This is a genomic window from Burkholderia sp. IMCC1007 (assembly GCF_027257875.1).
Lineage (GTDB): Bacteria > Pseudomonadota > Gammaproteobacteria > Burkholderiales > Burkholderiaceae > Burkholderia.
This window is the reverse complement of the sequence record NZ_JAPVQY010000007.1, coordinates 18,263-35,271: the sequence shown is the minus strand read 5'-3', so window position 1 is coordinate 35,271 and position 17,009 is coordinate 18,263. Positions and strand designations below refer to the sequence as shown.

13 protein-coding genes are annotated in these 17,009 nt (G+C 67.7%); 6 read left to right on the top strand and 7 right to left on the bottom strand.

What is annotated here, in order from left to right; translation table 11 throughout:
- Positions 1–182 precede the first annotated feature (182 nt).
- Positions 183–2,387, top strand: a complete 2,205-nt coding sequence (locus O1Q03_RS09100) for a TonB-dependent siderophore receptor (RefSeq protein ID WP_269502916.1) — start codon at positions 183–185, stop codon at positions 2,385–2,387.
- A gap of 69 nt (positions 2,388–2,456) precedes the next feature.
- Here O1Q03_RS09100 and O1Q03_RS09095 read toward each other — a convergent pair whose 3' ends face one another.
- From O1Q03_RS09095 to O1Q03_RS09085, 3 genes are read right to left on the bottom strand one after another with little or no spacing between them, the layout of a single operon-like run.
- Positions 2,457–3,488, bottom strand: coding sequence for a Zn-dependent oxidoreductase (locus O1Q03_RS09095; RefSeq protein WP_269502915.1), 1,032 nt, complete (start codon positions 3,486–3,488; stop codon positions 2,457–2,459).
- 29 nt (positions 3,489–3,517) lie between these two features.
- Positions 3,518–4,726, bottom strand: coding sequence for a D-mannonate dehydratase ManD (gene manD / locus O1Q03_RS09090; protein WP_269502913.1), 1,209 nt, complete (start codon positions 4,724–4,726; stop codon positions 3,518–3,520).
- A gap of 21 nt (positions 4,727–4,747) precedes the next feature.
- The gene (locus O1Q03_RS09085) at positions 4,748–5,479 is read right to left on the bottom strand and encodes a GntR family transcriptional regulator (RefSeq protein WP_269502912.1); all 732 of its coding nucleotides are present in this window, start codon (positions 5,477–5,479) and stop codon (positions 4,748–4,750) included.
- A 158-nt stretch (positions 5,480–5,637) separates the two neighbouring features.
- On the opposite strand from O1Q03_RS09085, the gene O1Q03_RS09080 reads away from it, so the two are divergent.
- From O1Q03_RS09080 to O1Q03_RS09065, 4 genes are all read left to right on the top strand, one after another.
- Positions 5,638–7,101 carry a mannitol dehydrogenase family protein gene (locus tag O1Q03_RS09080; RefSeq protein ID WP_269502911.1) on the top strand — a complete coding sequence of 488 codons (1,464 nt, stop codon included), beginning with the start codon at positions 5,638–5,640 and terminating at the stop codon, positions 7,099–7,101.
- A gap of 141 nt (positions 7,102–7,242) precedes the next feature.
- Entirely contained in the window at positions 7,243–8,526 is a 1,284-nt protein-coding gene (locus tag O1Q03_RS09075; protein ID WP_269502910.1) for an MFS transporter, read from the top strand.
- Between the two features lie 598 nt (positions 8,527–9,124).
- Complete coding sequence (locus tag O1Q03_RS09070) at positions 9,125–9,808, top strand: c-type cytochrome (RefSeq protein WP_269502909.1); 684 nt, start codon at positions 9,125–9,127, stop codon at positions 9,806–9,808.
- Complete coding sequence (locus O1Q03_RS09065) at positions 9,805–10,740, top strand: c-type cytochrome (RefSeq protein ID WP_269502908.1); 936 nt, start codon at positions 9,805–9,807, stop codon at positions 10,738–10,740. Before O1Q03_RS09070 ends, O1Q03_RS09065 begins: the two co-directional genes overlap by 4 nt.
- A gap of 36 nt (positions 10,741–10,776) precedes the next feature.
- Here O1Q03_RS09065 and O1Q03_RS09060 read toward each other — a convergent pair whose 3' ends face one another.
- From O1Q03_RS09060 to O1Q03_RS09045, 4 genes are all read right to left on the bottom strand, one after another.
- Positions 10,777–12,699 carry an SMP-30/gluconolactonase/LRE family protein gene (locus tag O1Q03_RS09060; protein ID WP_269502907.1) on the bottom strand — a complete coding sequence of 641 codons (1,923 nt, stop codon included), beginning with the start codon at positions 12,697–12,699 and terminating at the stop codon, positions 10,777–10,779.
- A 556-nt stretch (positions 12,700–13,255) separates the two neighbouring features.
- Positions 13,256–13,687, bottom strand: coding sequence for a GFA family protein (locus O1Q03_RS09055; RefSeq protein ID WP_269502906.1), 432 nt, complete (start codon positions 13,685–13,687; stop codon positions 13,256–13,258).
- Positions 13,688–13,779: 92 nt separating this feature from the next.
- Entirely contained in the window at positions 13,780–14,973 is a 1,194-nt protein-coding gene (locus O1Q03_RS09050; RefSeq protein WP_269502905.1) for a porin, read from the bottom strand.
- Positions 14,974–15,297: 324 nt separating this feature from the next.
- Positions 15,298–16,350 carry an RNA-guided endonuclease InsQ/TnpB family protein gene (locus O1Q03_RS09045; RefSeq protein WP_269502904.1) on the bottom strand — a complete coding sequence of 351 codons (1,053 nt, stop codon included), beginning with the start codon at positions 16,348–16,350 and terminating at the stop codon, positions 15,298–15,300.
- Between the two features lie 89 nt (positions 16,351–16,439).
- On the opposite strand from O1Q03_RS09045, the gene O1Q03_RS09040 reads away from it, so the two are divergent.
- Positions 16,440–16,976 carry a GNAT family N-acetyltransferase gene (locus O1Q03_RS09040; protein ID WP_269502902.1) on the top strand — a complete coding sequence of 179 codons (537 nt, stop codon included), beginning with the start codon at positions 16,440–16,442 and terminating at the stop codon, positions 16,974–16,976.
- Positions 16,977–17,009: the final 33 nt, after the last annotated feature.

Here is a 17,009-nt window from a genome sequence, read left to right as displayed (position 1 = left end):
CTTCTGATTTTGGGCGCTACGGTAGCAGACCGACGCGGCCCCGGCAAATCGCCGCCCGCGTTCCGGATCACGCCTTATTACAATTGCAAATGATTCTCATTAAATATATCATCCGGACCCTGCCATGGCGAAACCGCTGCGGCCCGCGACCAGACTCTTAGCACTCCGTCACTCACCGATTCATGCCATCCCGTCGACTGCCCCGCCGCGCCCGGACCTTGCGTCCGTGGCGCACGAGCCTGCCTGCCCTGATCACCCTTTGCGTCGCAAGCGGCGCGCATGCTGCCGCCGACGATCGCGCGTCCACCGCCGCTGACGCGGCGGCAGCATCGGCCACGCCCGCATCCACGCCAGCACTGCCGCCCATCGAGCGCGAACTGCCGGCGATCAGCGTCAGCGCGTCGGCGACCGCGGACCCGACCGTCGGCTATCAGCCGCGCACCAGCAGCGTCGCCGGCGGCGACGAACGAGCGATCAAGGACATTCCGCAATCGGTCGCGGTGGTCAGCAGCAGCGTGATGCAGGACCAGCAGGCGCGCTCGCTCGACGACGTGCTCGGCAACATCAGCGGCGTCACGCAGACCAACACGCTCGGCGGCACGCGCGACGCGTTCATCAAGCGCGGCTTCGGCTCGAACAACGACGGCTCCGTGCTGGTCGACGGCGTGCGCACGCCGGTGCTGCACAGCTATCTCGCGACGATCGACCGCGTCGAAGTGCTGAAGGGCCCGGCTTCGCTGCTATACGGGATGCAGGATCCGGGCGGCGTGATCAATCTCGTCACGCGCAAGCCGGAAGACGCGTTCGGCGGTTCGGTCTCGGCGTCGCGCACGAGCCACGGCGGCGGCAGCGCGCAGTTCGACCTGACGGGCCCGCTCGGCAAGCCGGGCCAGGTCGCGGGCGGCACGCTCGCGTTCCGGCTCACCGGCGAATACGACACGAGCCGCTACTGGCGCAGCTTCGGCCGCGAACGCGACGCGCTGATCGCGCCCGCGCTGTCGTGGCACGACGCGAACACGTCGATCGACGTCAGCTACCAGTACGTCGACTACACGACGCCGTTCGATCGCGGCACCGTGCTCGTGAACGGCCGCCCCGACGACACACTGCGCTATCGCCGCTACGAGGAAGCGTGGGCGCAAAGCAGCGGGATCCAGGAAACGCTGCGCGCACGCATCGAGCACCGCTTCTCCGATGCGTGGCGCATGCGCGCGACCTACGGCTGGGGCCGCGACCGCTACGATCAGTACATCACGCGCGCGACCGCCTTCAACAGTACGACTGGCGCGCTGTCGCGCTCGTCCGACGCGAACCTCGGGCGCAACGACTCCGACCAGATCGCGACGCTCGGCCTGCTCGGCAACCTGACGCTCGCGGGGATGAACCATGCGCTGTACGTCGGCGGCGAGTACGAACGGCAGCGCAGCTTCCGCGGCGACACGATCCGCGGCGCCGCGACGAAGGGCTTCGATCTGTACGATCCCGTCTACGGCCTGCTCGCACCGGGCGGCACGGCGAGTGCGAAGCAAAGCGATTCGCTTTCGAAGGTGCACACGTACTCGCTGATCGTGCAGGACTCGGTGAAGCTCACCGACCGGCTGACCGCGGTCGCCGGGCTGCGCTGGGAAGACTGGCAGCAGGAATCGGGGATGGGCCGGCCATTCGTGTTCGCCGACCGCTCGCACGGCAACGTGTGGCTGCCGCAGTTTGGGCTCGCGTATGCGCTCACGCCGTCGCTCACCGCGTATGCGAACGTGAGCCGCTCGTTCAAGACGAACGTCGCGTCGAATGTCACGTCGCCGCTCGCGCCGGAATTCGGCCGCGTGCTCGAAGCCGGCCTGAAGTTCAGCGTGAAGCCCGGCATCACCGGCACGCTCGCCGCGTACCAGATCGACAAGCGCAACGTCGCCGTGACCGTCGGCGACATCACGTCGACGATCGGCACCGCGCGCTCGCGCGGGATCGAACTCGATGTTGCAGGGCAGATCACGCGCCACCTGAGCCTGATCGGCAGCTATGCGTACACGAACGCGAACGACCGCGACAGCAACACGCCGCTCGCCAACGTCGCGCGCCACACCGGCAGCCTGTTCGCGGTGTACGACACGGCCATCGCGAACCTGCCCGGACGCTGGCGCTTCGGCGGCGGTGCGCGGCTCGTCGGCGCACGGCCCGGCGACGCCGCGAACAGCTTCACGCTGCCCGGCTACGTGACCGTCGATGCGTTCGCGGCCTACGAAACGACGATCGGCAAGTTCCCGACGCGCATCCAGCTGAACGTGAAGAACCTGCTCGACAAGACCTACTATCCGTCGAGCAACAGCAACCTGATCATCGCGGTCGGCGAGCCGCGGCTCGTCACGCTGACGACGACGGTGTCGTTCTGACGCCCCCCGTGGCGCGGCAGCGCGCGCGACACGCCGCGGCCGGCGAACCGAAAGGGGATGGAAGCGGTATCAGCCGCCCGCGAAATCGAGCAGGATCTTGCAGCTGTTCTCGGGATCGCGCTCGGCCATCTCGAACGCGTGCACGACGTCGCGAAAGCCCACCTTGTGCGTGACGATGTGTTCGGGCTCGAGCAGCCCGCGGGCAATCCAGTCGATCACCTGCGGGAACATCGCGCAGTTCAGTCGCGACGCGGCGAGCGTCAGCTCCTTCTTCGTCAGCTCCGCCTGCACGATCGCCGAAGGTTCCGACGAAAACCCGAGCACGCCGATCCGGCCCGCCGGCGCGGCGATCCGCACGGCTTCCTCGAGAATCGACGGATGGCACACCGCATCGAAAATCAGCGTCGGGCCGCCGTCGACGCCGCGCTTTTCCAGCGCGTCGGGCAGCGATTCGACGCTCGTGTTGATGAGCTCGTCCTGCGCCGCGCCGCACTTGCGTGCGAGCTGCAGCCGCGCGTCGAGCCGGTCGGTGATGAACGCGCGAATGCCGTACACGCGCTTGAGCACCTGCAGGATCGTCAGCCCGACCGTACCGGCGCCGTAGATCAGCGCGACGTCGCCCGGCAGCACGGCGGTGCGCGACGTCGCGTTCGCGGCCACCGCGAACGGCTCGACGATCGCCGCGCAGGTATCGGCGATCGCCTCCGGAATCCGGTACGCATTACCGGCCGGCACGCACGTGTACTGGCTGAAGCCGCCGTCGCGATGCACGCCGAGCACGGTCAGGTGCCGGCATACGTTGCGCCGGCCGATCGTGCACGCGTGGCAATGCCCGCAGCTGATCACCGGATCGACCGCGACGGTCTCGCCAAGCCGCGCGGCGTCGACGCCCGCGCCAACCGCGTCGATCGTGCCGACGAACTCGTGGCCGATGATGCGCGGGTACGACACGAACGGGTTCTTGCCGTGAAAGATATGCAGGTCCGACCCGCAGATGCCCGCATAGCGCACCTTCACGCGCACTTCGCCGGCGGCGGGCGCGGGCAGCGGCACTTCGCGCACGCCCATGCTGTTCGGACGATCGACAACGACGCTCAACATTTCGGTTCTCTCCTTCGGATCTTCGCCGCTTACCAGTTCCACATCGAGCCGTCGCGCAGCCGGGCGACCGGCAGGTACGCGCGCTCGTACGGATATTTCGCGGCCAGCGTCTCGTCGATGTCGACGCCGAGGCCCGGCACGTCGTCCATCACCAGATAGCCGTCCTCGAATCGGTAGCTGTGCGGAAACACTTCATCGGTCAACGGGCTGTGCGGCATCAGTTCCTGGATGCCGAAGTTCGGCGCCCACAGCCCGAAGTTCACGGCCGCCGCCATGCACACGGGTGACAGGTCGGTCGCGCCGTGGAACCCGGTGCGCACCTGGTACATCGCCGCATAATCGGCAATGCGCCGCACGTGCGTGATGCCGCCCGCGTGCACGATGGTCGCGCGGATGTAGTCGATCAGCTGGTCGCGGATCAGGTCCTTGCAATCCCAGATCGAGTTGAACACCTCGCCGACCGCGAGCGGCGTCGTCGTGTGCTGGCGGATCAGCCGGAACGCGTCCTGGTTCTCCGCGGGCGTCGCATCCTCCAGCCAGAACAGCCGATGCGGCTCGAGATCGCGGCCGAGGCGCGCGGCCTCGATCGGCGTGAGCCGGTGATGCGCGTCGTGCAGCAGGTGCGGCGCATCGCCCACCGCGTCGCGCACCTTGCGGAACAGCTCCGGCGTGTGCCGCAGATAGAGCGCGGTGTCCCACGGCTCCTCGGGCGGCAGCCCCTTCTCGGCCGGCTCGTACGCGCCGGCCGTCTTGCCGACGCCGTACACCTTGTCGAGCCCCGGCACGCCCGACTGCACGCGAATCGCGCGGTAGCCGGCCTCGATGTGCGCGCGCACCGCGTCGACCGCCTCTTCATGATCGCGCCCGTTCGCATGGCCGTAGACCATCAGGCCGTCGCGGCTCTTGCCGCCGAGCAGCTGATAGACCGGCATGCCCGCCAGCTTGCCCTTGATGTCCCACAGCGCCATGTCGATCGCGGCGATCGCCGTCATCGTCACGGGCCCGCGCCGCCAGTACGCGCCGCGATACAGGTACTGCCAGATGTCCTCGATGTTGCGCGGATCGCGGCCGACGACGCACGGAAACACGTGGTCTTCCAGATAGGCGCGCACCGCGAGCTCGCGCCCGTTGAGCGTCGCGTCGCCGAGGCCGACCACGCCTTCGTCGGTCACGATCTTTACCGTCACGAAGTTCCGGCCCGGACACGTGACGATGGTCTGCAAGCGTTCGATTTTCACTGCGCTCCTCCAGCGGGCGTTTCAGTCGACAAAGTAATGAGGCGTGCGGCTGCGCACTTCGGGCAGATGCGAGCCGATCCGGTCGACGTGCGACGCGACCGACGCGCCGAGCAGCGCCATGTTGCGCGACGCGATGTGCGCGAGGATCTGCTCGTGCTCCTGCAGCGCGCGGCGCGCGTGATCCTCGACGCGATCGAGCAGCAGCCAGCGCACGCGGTCGAACTGGCGCTTCATCGGCTGCAGCATTTCCCACACGTGCGGCCGGCCCGCGAACGCGAACATCCGGCCGTGCATCGCCTCGTCGAGATCGAAGAACGCTTCGACGTCGCCGGCGGCCACGGCCTCGCGCTGCGCGTCGATGATCCGCGACAGCTCCGCGAGCTGCGCCGGCGTGATCTTCTGCGCGAGCTCGACATGATTCGCGCATTCGAGCGTGCTGCGCGCGAAGCGCCCTTCCTCGAGGATCGACACCGGAATCGGCGCGACTAGCGTGCCGACCTTCCGGATGATCTGCACGAGCCGCTCGTCGGCGAGCTGCGCGAATGCCTCGCGCACCGGCGTACGGCTGACCTTGATCGTCGTGGAAATCACCGCCTCCGACAGCGCAGTGCGCGGCGGCAGTGCGCCGCGCACGATCGCGTGGCGCAGCAGCGCGTGCACCTGCTCCGTATACGAGCGGCTCTCGTCCAGCGAGAACCCCTGCAACGCCGTGACGACGACGTCCTCTTCTTCCAGTGCTGCCGTTTCGCTCATGGTGGTGGCTTCGTCTAACGCGATATCAACATCTACCATGGTACAGAAGCGATCCGCGTCGGGCGATCTAGCGTTTACACCGATAACTTCGCAGACAAACTCGAAATAACCTGCACGGACTCACTTATCTACCATGGTACGAACCCGCTCCGACCGTCATGCCGTCCGCCCCCGATTTCCTGCTCACCGCGCCGCCCGGCACGCGCCGCCCCCGTTATGACCGGCACGCGGTCCGCACGGGCATCGTCCATCTCGGCCTCGGCGCGTTTCATCGCGCGCACCAGGCTCTTCATACCGAGACGGTGCTGGAACAAGGCGACCTGCGCTGGGGGATCGTGGGCGTCGAACTGCGGCGGCGCCATACGGTCGACCTGCTCGCCGCGCAGGATCATCTGTACACGGTGACCGAGCGCGACGGCGACGGTGCCCACACGCGCATCGTCGGCGCGGTGCACGGCGCGCTGTTCGCGCCCGATTCGCTGCCCGCGCTGCTGGCGCTGATCGCCGATCCGGCCGTGACAATCGTCAGCCTGACCGTGACGGAAAAAGGCTATTGCCGCCGCCCCGGCGGCGGTCTCGATCTCGACGACCCCGCTCTGAAGCAGGATCTCGCGACGCCGGACGCGCCGCGCACCGCGCTCGGCGTGATCGCCGCCGGCCTGCGCATGCGGCCTGCGCATGCGCCGCTGACCATCGTCTGCTGCGACAACATGACGTCGAACGGCGACACGCTGCGCGCGCTGCTGATCGACTACGCGGAACACGTCGACGGCGCGCTCGCGCGGCGCATCCGCGACGACGTCGCATTCCCGAACAGCATGGTCGACCGGATCGTGCCGGCCGCCACGCCCGAATCGCTCGATTGGGCGCAAGCGCATCTCGGTGCGCGCGACGCGGCCGCAATCGTCTGCGAGCCGTTCTCGCAATGGGTGCTCGAGGATCGCTTCGCCGGGCCGCGCCCGCGCTGGGAAGACGCCGGCGCGCACCTGGCCGCCGACGTGCGGCCGTACGAAACGATGAAGCTGCGGCTGCTGAACGGCTCGCATTCGGCGATCGCCTATGCGGGGCAGTTGCGCGGACGCGCGACCGTATCCGACGCGATGGCCGATCCCGCCATCGCGGCGCTCGTCGACGGCGTGATGACGCACGACCTGCTCGCGACCGTCGACGTGCCGTCGGGCTACGACGCGCACGGCTATTGCGCGACGCTCGTGCAGCGCTTTCGCAATCCGATGCTCGCGCATCGCACTGAACAGATCGCGATGGACGGCACGCAGAAGGTGCCGCTGCGCTGGCTGCCCGCGCTTGGCGAAAGCGCGGCGGCCGGCATCGAACGACCGTATCTGGAACGCGCGCTGGCGCTGTGGCTGCACTACGTCGCCACCGCGCGCGACGAAGCGGGCCGCGCGCTCACGATCAGCGATCCGGGCGCGGCGACGCTCGGCGCGACGCTGTCGGCGGCCGGCGATGCCGCCGGCGCGGTTCGGGCGGCGCTCGGCAGTCCCGCGCTCGCCGCTGACGTTGCGTGGCCGGACGCGCTGATCGCCCGTGTCGGTGCGCATCTGGCGACGCTGCGCGCGCGCGGCACCGACGCCCTGCTCGCACCGCTGCACGCGCGCTGAACGACTAACGACTGCGCGCCAGGTTCGCCGCCGCCGCGCGCACCGCGCAATACCCTTGCCCGCCGACGTCGTCCGCGACGCGGCGAACGATCGACGAGACACGAACATGATGGCCGGCCCACCGGCACGAAGGAGACGGAGATGAAGCAGAAGTCGCAGGCTTGGTTCACGGTGTTCCTGCTGTTCATGGTGTACGGCATCAACTATCTCGACCGCGTTGCGCTGTCGATCGTCGCGCCGATCGTGCAGACCGATCTCGGCATCAATGCCGTGCAGATGGGCCTCGTGTTCAGCACGTTCTTCATCGGCTACGCGCTGTTCAACTTCATCGGCGGGCTCGCGTCCGACCGGCTCGGGCCGAAGCTCGTGTATGTGCTGTCGGTCGGGCTGTGGTCGGTGTTCTGCGGGATGACCGCGCTGACCGTCGGCTTCGTGAGCCTGCTGATCGTGCGGCTGCTGTTCGGGATGGCCGAAGGGCCGCTGTGCTCGGCCGCGAACAAGATGGTCAACAACTGGCTGCCGCGCGACGCCGCCGCCACCGCGATGGGGCTGCTCAGCGCCGGCTCGCCGCTCGGCGGCGCAATCGCCGGCCCGATCGTCGGTCTGCTGGCCGCGCAATTCGGCTGGCGGCCCGCGTTCTGGATCGTCTGCGCGATCGGGCTCGCATGGGTCGTCGTGTGGATGATGTCGACGTCGGACCGTCCCGCCACGCCGGTCAACGCGGCATCGGGCTCGGCCGACGCGATGTCGGCTCACGCGCCGTCGGCCGTCGACGCGGCGGCCCCGGCGCACACGCTGTCGCACTACGTGCGCCAGCCACGCATCCTCGCGACGGCCGCCGCGTTCTTCAGCTACAACTACGTGCTGTTCTTCTTCCTGAGCTGGTTCCCGAGCTACCTCGTGCGCGCGCACCACCTGAACATCAAGGAGATGAGCGTGGCCACCATCGTGCCGTGGCTCGTGGGCACGGTCGGCCTCGCATGCGGCGGCGCGATCTCGGACGCGCTCTACCGTGTCACCGGCAACCTGCTGCTGTCGCGCCGGATCGTGCTCGTCACCTGCCTGCTCGGCGCGGGCGCGTGCGTGGCCGTCGCGGGCGCCGTGCAGTCGACGCAGGGCGCGGTCGCGCTGATGTCGGTATCGCTGTTCTTCCTGTACGTGACGGGCGCGATCTACTGGGCGATCGTGCAGGACGTCGTGCATCCGGCCCGCGTTGGCGGCGTCAGCGGCTTCCTGCATTGCATGGGCAGCCTGTCGGGCGTGATCGGGCCGGCCGTGACGGGTTTCATCGTCGATCGCAGCGGCTCGTTCGCGTCCGCGTTCGTGCTGGCCGGCGCGATCGCGCTCGCGGGCGCGGTGCTGGCCGGCGTGTTCGTGCGCAACACACGGCCGTCGGAAGTGCTGCGCGAGCGCACCGCGCACTGACGTCGCGCCGTTGTACCGCGCAGCGCGGCGCCACGTTCGAAGATTCGCGCATCGCTCGCCAAGGCCGGCGGCGATGCGCTCGCGCACACCAGCCACGACGACAAGCTGCGCGACGCGCACGACCGAACTCGCGCACATCCCTCATGCGAAACCGCGCCGTTCCTATGCAGGCGCCGTGCGGGCCTCGGTGTGCCGTGGCAATCGGAAGCGGCCTTCTCGAGAAACCACGCTGCTCCTGACGCAGTGCCGCGCAGACGCCGGCATGGCGTGGCAATCGGAGGCGGCCTTCCAGTAACACGTCGGGCATCCGCTGATGCACATCGACACTCCATCCGCGCACAATACGACGGCGATCTATGCGTGGGCGATGGTCAGGAACGCGCCGCACCGGGAAGCCGCGCTTGCGTGACTCGCGTTCATCCCGTCGCCGCACGCGTTGCGGATATCGAGCGCTGCGGCTTCGGCCGCTATGACACGAACGCAGCGATGCCGCCTCTCGCGCCGCAGCAGCCGCAGCAGCCGCGGCCCGACGCGCCTGACGCGGAGTGACGCGCTGCGGCACTGTTGCGCGCGCCACAAGACAACAAGGAGGGGACACGTGAACGATTCGTTCGACACACCGCGACGCCGGTTCGCACCGCTGCTGCTCGCCGCCGCGGCGCTGCTGGCCGGCCGCGCGTACGCGGACGACGCGACGCTCGGCAAGACGCTCGCGACCCAGGGCTCGACCACCGGCGTGGCCGCATGCATCGGCTGCCACGGCGCGCAGGGCGAAGGCAATGCGGCCGCGGGCTTTCCGCGGCTCGCCGGCACGAATGCCGCGTACCTGTCCGCGCAACTGGCCGCGTTCGCCGACGGCAGCCGCCAGAACCCCGTGATGCAGCCGCTCGCGAAACTGCTGTCGGCGCACGAGCGCGACGCGGTCTCCACGTATTTCGCGAACCTGCCCGCGCCGACTGCGATCGCAGCCGGCACCGCATCGATCGATCCGGCGAACACCGGCGCATGGCTCGCGACGCGCGGGCGCTGGTCGGACGGCCTGCCCGCGTGCGCACAATGCCACGGCGCGGGCGGCCTCGGCGTGGGCACCGCGTTTCCGCCGCTCGTCGGCCAGCCCGCCGCGTACATCGCCGGCCAGTTGAACGCGTGGAAGCACGGCACGCGCGCGCCCGGGCCGATGGCGCTGATGCCGATGATCGCCGGCAAGCTGTCCGATGCCGATATCGACGCGGTGGCCGCCTACTATGCGCGCGCGGGCGCCACGAACGGAGACAAGCCATGATCGACCGCACGCAGCTGATCCGCCGCGCCCGCGCCGCGCTGCTCGGCGCGGCCTGGATGCCCGCGCTCGCATGCGCGGCCGCGCCGCAGGACACGCCGACCGCGTCCGCACCAGCGGCGGCCGCCGTGCCCGCTGCCACGGCGAAGCCGTTCACGCCGCCGGCCGAATCCACGCTTCCCGCCGACGACTTCGGCAAGACCGTGAAGCTCGGCGAACAGATCTTCCTCCACACGCCCCAATACGCGGGCAAGTACGTCGGCAACAAGCTGACCTGCGCGAGCTGCCACCTCGACGCGGGCCGCCGGCCCGATTCGAGCCCGATGTGGGCCGCGTACCTGCTGTATCCGGCCTACCGCATCAAGAACGGCCACGTGAACACGTTCGCCGAACGCCTGCAAGGATGCTTTCGCTACAGCATGAACGGCAAGGCGCCGCCGGCCGGCGACCCGATCCTCGTCGCGCTCGAAACCTATTCGTACTGGCTCGCGAAAGGCGCGCCGGTCGGCACGAAGCTGCCGGGGCAAGGCTTCCCGAAACTGCCGCCGCCCGCGCAGAAGGCCGATTACGCGCGCGGCGCCGCCGTCTACGCGCAACACTGCGCGCTGTGTCACGGCGCGGACGGCCAGGGTCAATCGAGCGGCGGCCAGCCGGCGTTCCCGCCGCTGTGGGGCGCGCGCTCGTTCAACTGGGGAGCGGGGATGGGCGACATCCGCAACGCCGCCGGCTTCATCAAGGCCAACATGCCGCTCGGGCTCGGCGGCACGCTGACCGATCAGCAGGCGTGGGACGTCGCGACCTTCATGGACAGCCAGGAGCGCCCGCAGGACCCGCGCTTCACCGGCACGGTGCAGGACACCCGCGCGAAGTTCCACGACACGCCCGACTCGATGTACGGGCGCGAGGTGAACGGCCGCGTGCTCGGCGCGCCGTGACGCGCGTGCGGCGCGGCCCGCGTGGTCACGGATTGGTCACGGATGCCAGCGATACACGACGATGCTCGACCCGTTGTAGTTGTCCTTCGTGATCACGTACTCGCCGGACGAGCGCCGGTACGCGCGCACACCGTACATCGAGTCGACGTCGTTGCCGACGTCCATCGCCGACGTGTTCGAGTTCGTCAGCGTCGTGACGAGGTTGCCGGTGTTCAGGTCGTAGACGTCGATGTTCGGCACCGTGTGCACGTAGCCGACGAACAGATAGTGGCCGGCCGCGGCGATCGACTTCGGGTTCGCGCTCGTCAGGTTGATCACCGGGTTCGGTGCGCTCATGTTGCCGCCCTTCCAGCCGTGATAGACCTCGATGTGCCCGTTCATCGCGGTCCAGTCCCAACTGCCCGAGATGCCCTGCGCGAGGATCATCGTGTCGCTGTCGGCCTGGTAGATGATCCGCGTGAGCGGCAGCACCGTGCGCGGAATCGGGATCTGCACCGGCTTGCCCCATGACGGCTTGCCGGTCGCATCGAAGCCCGTCAGCGGATAGTGCGAGATGTTGTTGGTGCGATCGAGCCCGGCCCACACGTCGCCGTTGTCGTCGAGCATGAAGCCGGCCGTCACCTGCAGGTTCGTGTTGAACGGCTTGCCGGGGATCGAACCGTCCGGAATCGCGATGTAGCCGTTTGCACTGTTGAAGTGATAGACGTTGTAGTTGCCCGGATTCTGCCCGGTCGCGACGAGCAGCCGGTTGCCGTTCACCATCGCGAGCTGCCCGAAGTGCTGGCCGCGCTGGTAGTCCTTCATGTCGAGGCGCGGATCCTTCGGATAGCGGAACGGGTCGATCGTGTTCGCGACGAACGTACCGCCCGATGTGCCCGTGTACACGTTGTTGCCGCTGTAGAAGAACGCGCCGTCGGTCAGCGGATCCGGCGCGGCGATCGCCTCGAAGTTCAGCGCCTGCAGCTTCCATTGCAGCGCGCCGGTCGGGCTGTACGAGTGAAGGTCGGTGCTGCCGTTGCGCCCGAGATCCCAGCCGCCGCCCCACGCGTTGTTCAGCACGTACAGGTTGCCGGCCGCATCCTTGCCGATGCCCGCGACGCGCGTGAAGCGCTTGTCGCCCACCTGCCCCTTGATGCCCGAGGTCGTGTCGAGATAGCCGCCCTGCACGCCGAACGTGCCGACCTGCGCGGGCTGGCCGACGAGCGTGTACATCTTGATGTTCATGTCGGGCCCTTCGTCGCCCACCAGCAACTGGCCGCTCGGCGCATCGAAGTACAGCGACGCCGGCCGCGCGTCGGCCGCCATCTGGATCGTGCTCATCGCCGCGCCGGTCGGGCTGAACTGCGCGACCACCGCGGCGCTCTTGCGCGCGACCCACAGGTTGCCCGACGCATCGAGCGCCAGCGCGCCCGGCCCCGCTACGCCGATGTCGCGCTGCCATACGCCGTCGGTGGTATAGACGCGCACGCGGTTGCCGTAGAAGTCGCTCGCATACAGCAGGTTGCCGGCCGTCGCGAGGCCGGTGATCACGTCGGCGTACTGGATGCCCGTCCACGTGCTGACCGGAATGCGCAGGTCGCGCCGGTTCGTGCCGCGGTTGTAGCGGCCCACCGAGCCGCTGCCGAACGTGCGGTTGTAGCCGAGCGCGACGAACAGCGACGTCGCGTTGCCGGTGATCGCGCCGCCCTGGAATTCGTCGTGGATGCCGATCGTGCCGAGCGTCTGCCCGTTCTGGTAGATCGCGACGCCGCCCGCGTTCTCGTCCCACCGCGACGCCGTATAGATCACCCCCTCGGGGGCAACCCACAGCGAGCGTGCGCCGTTGCCGACGTGCATGCTCAGCGTGCCGAACGTGTTGGCGAGCCAGTCGGTCGAGTACGACGTCTGCGCATGACCGACCGATGCCAGCATGGCAATGCATATTCCAAGCAATACTGCGCGAATTTGTTTCGCTAACATGAATGATGCTCCCGGGCGATCGTTTCTTGATACTGTAATTCGCCGCATATGAAACGTTGGTGATTTCTGCAAAATCCGCCTCAATTCCACCGCGAATTACCCGCTACGTTCTTTTACCGCTCAATGTCTTTTCGACGCTGCAGTGCAATACCGCGAACGGCGCCGTCGCACGTCGTCTGACGGCACGTCGGGAGCCTGTATTTCCCGGAATTTTCTTCCGAATCATTCAATGCACGCATGTCATTTTTTCTTAAAATACGCATTGCTTTTTCATTGCCTTCAAATCGGTTCGATGATCACCAATCGAAATTGAAATGAAAGAAGAAAAATAATGTGGGACTCGTTCGGCATGGCGCGGCCGAAAGCGCACGACGCGTGCCGCATGGCCGTGGAAATCGTGAAGAGGTGAAGTAACGCGATGCGTGTCGCGAGGCGCTGGCCGACGACGAATGTGCCGCGTATGCGGCGCGCGGCTAGCGGCGGACGGCTACCGAAGAGACGCCCGCAAGCGAGCAATCACAGCCGCACGCCGGCCGGCGCGTGCGGCCGGTGCCGATCAGTTTGCGCTGTCGAGCGTCGGGCCATCCCAGCCGTCGAGATACTTGGGCAGCGCGTCGACGACGTCGATCACGCGCTGCCGGTAGAACAGGTGCATCGTCGGCTGCAGTTCATCGGGCAGTTGCCCGCCATGCGCACGCGCGGCGACGCTGTTCGGCACGACGCGCATGCCGAGCCGGTTCGTGCCGAACACGATCTCGCCGCATGCCGCGCACCACGTGCGCGACATCGACTTCGACGGATGCGGAAACGTCGCGTCGCCGCCCGTGACGGACACCTGCTCCGGCTGCCATGCGGTCGCGGACAGCATCGGCGTGCCGTAGAAGTCGCGGCACGTCGCGCAGTGGCAATTCGCACGCGCAGCCGGCTCGCCTTGCAGCGTGACGGTGACGGCGCCGCACAGGCAGCTCGCGGAATGGGTACGGGTCATGTCGCCTCCGGGAAAGGAAGGCGACAGTATAGAGACGCGCCGCGCGACCGGCTGCCCGCTTCTCGGGCGGCCCGCCGGTCGCGCGCGTGGCGTCAGAACTTCTGGCGCAGCCCGAGGCTCACGATCGCCTGCGACCGCGAGTCGGACGAGTGGCCGTTCGCCTTGTCGGACGCCGACGCGGTCGCGGCCACCGGATGGCCGAGCGCGTCGAGCGTCGTGCCCGACGCGTGCTGGTATGCGCCGAGCAGGTACACGCTGGTGCGCTTCGACAGGTCGTAGACCGCGCCGAGCGTGACGTTGTGATACTGCGCGCGGTCGTCGATGCCGTCGACGCTGCTGCCGCGCGTGTAGCTGTAGCCGGCGAACAGTTGCGTCTGCGGCCGCACGTTCCAGCGCGTGAACACGCCCGCGATGTTGAAGGTCGCATGGCCGCTGAACAGCGACTGCGCGCCGCTGCGGTACTGCACGTTGCTGTAGTTCACGCCGACGACGGCCGGGCCGAAGTCGTACGTCGCGCCGGTCGCGATGACCTGCTGCGACTGCGCGCTCGCATAGCCTTCGTTGATCGACGAGTTGAACAGCCCGTCGTCGGTGCTCTGCCACTTGCCGGCCGTCGGGTCGGTCGCGCCCGTCTTGCTGTTGTCCGAACGCTCGTAGCCGACGCCCACGCGCAGCGGCCCCGCCGCGTACGCCGCGCCGACGCTCCACGTGTTGCGCTGCTTCATGCTGCCCGGCTGGCTGCCGAAGCCGTACAGCGCGCCGAACGTGAAGCCCGCGTAGTTCGCGCTCGTGTACTTGATCGAGCTGTCGACCCGCGCCGTCTGGTCGAGATCGTCGATGTCGCCCGGGTGCGCGCCGAAGCCGCCGATGAACGACGACGGGCCGACCGGGCTCACGAAGTCGTCGAGCGACGTGTACTGGCGGCCGAGCGTGATCGTGCCGTAGCGGTCGCTGCCGACGCCGACGAACGCCTGGCGGCCGAACTGGCGGCCGCCCTGGCCCGACGTGCCGTTGGTGACGTCGAAGCCGTTCTCGAGCACGAACAGCGCGCGCATCCCGCCGCCGAGATCCTCGGAACCCTTGATGCCCCAGCGGCTGCCGGACAGGTTGCCGGTCGAGAGCCCGACGCTCGAATGCCCGGTGTACGCGCCCGCCGTGCCGACCCGTTCGTTGCTGCGATAGGTGACGCCCGCGTCGACGATGCCGTACAGCGTGACGGAGCTTTGCGCGGCAGCGACACCCGCGAGCGAGAGCAGCAGCGGCGCTGCGATCAGTTGCTTGTTCATGTTGTATGTCTCCGGGCGGTGAACCCGTTGTTCTGGCTGGCTGTTGCGAGTAGCGCGCACGGGCGCCGACATCCGCCGGCGGTGCGAGGCCGGCGACGTCCGCGCGCGACGACGCGGCGGGCATGCCCGCTGCGGCCGGTATGGTAGTTGGAACCGGTTGCGTTCCAAAGCGGAATAATGACAACAGTTTCTTGTCGAAATTGAGATAGTCGGAGGCGTAGCCGCCACGCGCATGCCGTGCCTGTACAGCGCGGGGCGACGCGGACGATAATCGGCTGCGCGCCGTCCACCGGGAGCTTCTTCATGCTTGACGTCCTCATCTCCCTAAAGGGAGAGGATTCCCACACCTGGCGATGCACGTCCGCATCGGAGAATGTTCAACGCAGCGTTGGTATCTCGATCATGGTCGACACCACAGTCACTGCAGGCCCATGCTCTTATTCGCAGTCCCGCGATACCTTTCGGCCGCGTCGTGCTGTCTTTCGACCCGCACGCCGAACAAGACTGGGTGGAACCGCTTTCGTCGACTTCCTCGAACGTGGCCCCGTGCGCGATCGCTTTGTAGCGGAGCTTGTTCCGGAAGGACGACCAGGATGCGTCGTAGACGCTCTTCGCCATCCTGGTTCTGGCAAGTTTGACGGCCGACACGTTGCCGACCGCGATGTAATCGAAACGCCGCACCAGATCGAGCGCGAGCTTATGCTGGAAATCGGCACGGGCATTCGCGACCTTGGCGTACAGCTTCGCGATATGCCGCTTGTGCTTTCGCGCCCGTTGCGCTTTCGCCAGCTTTTCCGCCGCTCGTCGACCGAATTGGTCATTGGGCAGCTTCTCGCCGGTCGAAAGTGTGGCGAAGTCTTTCAGGCCGAGATCGATGCCGACGCCGGAACGGATCGGGCGGGCCTGAACATCGGGCATCTCGATCACGATGTTGAGAAACCAGTTGCCACGCGCATCCTGCGCAAAGTTGGTCCCGTCCTTGATCTTGCCTTCGGGAAGCGGCCGGCTGTTGAACACGCGAAAGGTGTTGCCGGCAAAGCGAAACGCGTCGCCCTCGCGCTTCAGGTCTCGGCCCTTCAGCGGCACCCAGCCGAGCGATTTCCGGCCGCGATAACGCAGGTACGGGCGTCGGTGCTGACTGCGCGACTTCGCATATTGCTCGCAAGTCGCGTTGACCGTGCCGGAGTGAATACCGAGTTCCTTGCTGCTGCCGGTCGTCAGCACGTTCAGGTCGAATCCTGTAGGGCACTTCTTGCCCCACTTGAGCGCGTGCTTCTGCGTGTCGTTGCAGAAGTTCCAGACGTAGTTCACCGCGCGGCTCTGCTTGTTGAGCAGTCCGTTGAGCGATTTCACCCGGTAGCGATAGACAAGGATCATGCAGGTGATCCTAACCCGTGGAAGAAGCTGCCTGTCAACTGCACTCCTTTCCTCCCCGTCCTGAAGGACGGGGTTTCTCGGAGCAACTGATGAGAATCGCCACACCGCCGCGCGCCGGAATCCCCGGCCTGTCGCTCAGGCAACTCGAACGCGCGGATCTCGACGCGTGGTACGCGTACCTGTCGAATCCCGACGTTTTCCGCCACACGAGCTGGAACCTGCGCTCGCCCGACGATCTGCTGCCGATGTTCGACAACATCGAATCGGCCGATCCGGATTCGATCCGGCGTCTCGCGATCGTCGACACCGCTTCGGGCGCGCTCGCCGGGACGGTCGGGCTGCATACGGTGTCCACCGTGAACCGCTCGGCGGAGATTGCGTACGACCTCGCGCCGTCTCACTGGGGGCGCGGCATCGCGAGCGCGGTGTGCGAAGCCGTCACCGCGTGGGCGTTCGCTGAAGGCGGCTTCATGCGCATGCAGGCCGTCGTGCTGGCCAGCAACGCGGGCTCCGCGCGCGTGCTGCAGAAGTGCGGCTACCGCTACGAAGGGCTGCTGCGCGCATACAAGATGGTGCGCGGCACGCCGGGCGATTTCGCGATGTACGCGCGGCTCGCGACCGACTGACGTGCCGCCCCGCGGCATCACGCGCCGATGCCG

Excerpts from the sequence above, each read along its gene's own strand:
- O1Q03_RS09095 (WP_269502915.1), bottom strand. The coding sequence starts at position 3,488 with ATGTTGAGCGTCGTTGTCGATCGTCCGAACAGCATGGGCGTGCGCGAA.
- O1Q03_RS09060 (WP_269502907.1), bottom strand. The coding sequence starts at position 12,699 with ATGTTAGCGAAACAAATTCGCGCAGTATTGCTTGGAATATGCATTGCC.
- O1Q03_RS09055 (WP_269502906.1), bottom strand. The coding sequence starts at position 13,687 with ATGACCCGTACCCATTCCGCGAGCTGCCTGTGCGGCGCCGTCACCGTC.
- O1Q03_RS09050 (WP_269502905.1), bottom strand. The coding sequence starts at position 14,973 with ATGAACAAGCAACTGATCGCAGCGCCGCTGCTGCTCTCGCTCGCGGGT.
- O1Q03_RS09045 (WP_269502904.1), bottom strand. The coding sequence starts at position 16,350 with ATGATCCTTGTCTATCGCTACCGGGTGAAATCGCTCAACGGACTGCTC.
- O1Q03_RS09075 (WP_269502910.1), top strand. The coding sequence starts at position 7,243 with ATGAAGCAGAAGTCGCAGGCTTGGTTCACGGTGTTCCTGCTGTTCATG.
- O1Q03_RS09100 (WP_269502916.1), top strand. The coding sequence starts at position 183 with ATGCCATCCCGTCGACTGCCCCGCCGCGCCCGGACCTTGCGTCCGTGG.
- O1Q03_RS09040 (WP_269502902.1), top strand. The coding sequence starts at position 16,440 with ATGAGAATCGCCACACCGCCGCGCGCCGGAATCCCCGGCCTGTCGCTC.
- O1Q03_RS09065 (WP_269502908.1), top strand. The coding sequence starts at position 9,805 with ATGATCGACCGCACGCAGCTGATCCGCCGCGCCCGCGCCGCGCTGCTC.
- O1Q03_RS09085 (WP_269502912.1), bottom strand. The coding sequence starts at position 5,479 with ATGAGCGAAACGGCAGCACTGGAAGAAGAGGACGTCGTCGTCACGGCG.
- O1Q03_RS09080 (WP_269502911.1), top strand. The coding sequence starts at position 5,638 with ATGCCGTCCGCCCCCGATTTCCTGCTCACCGCGCCGCCCGGCACGCGC.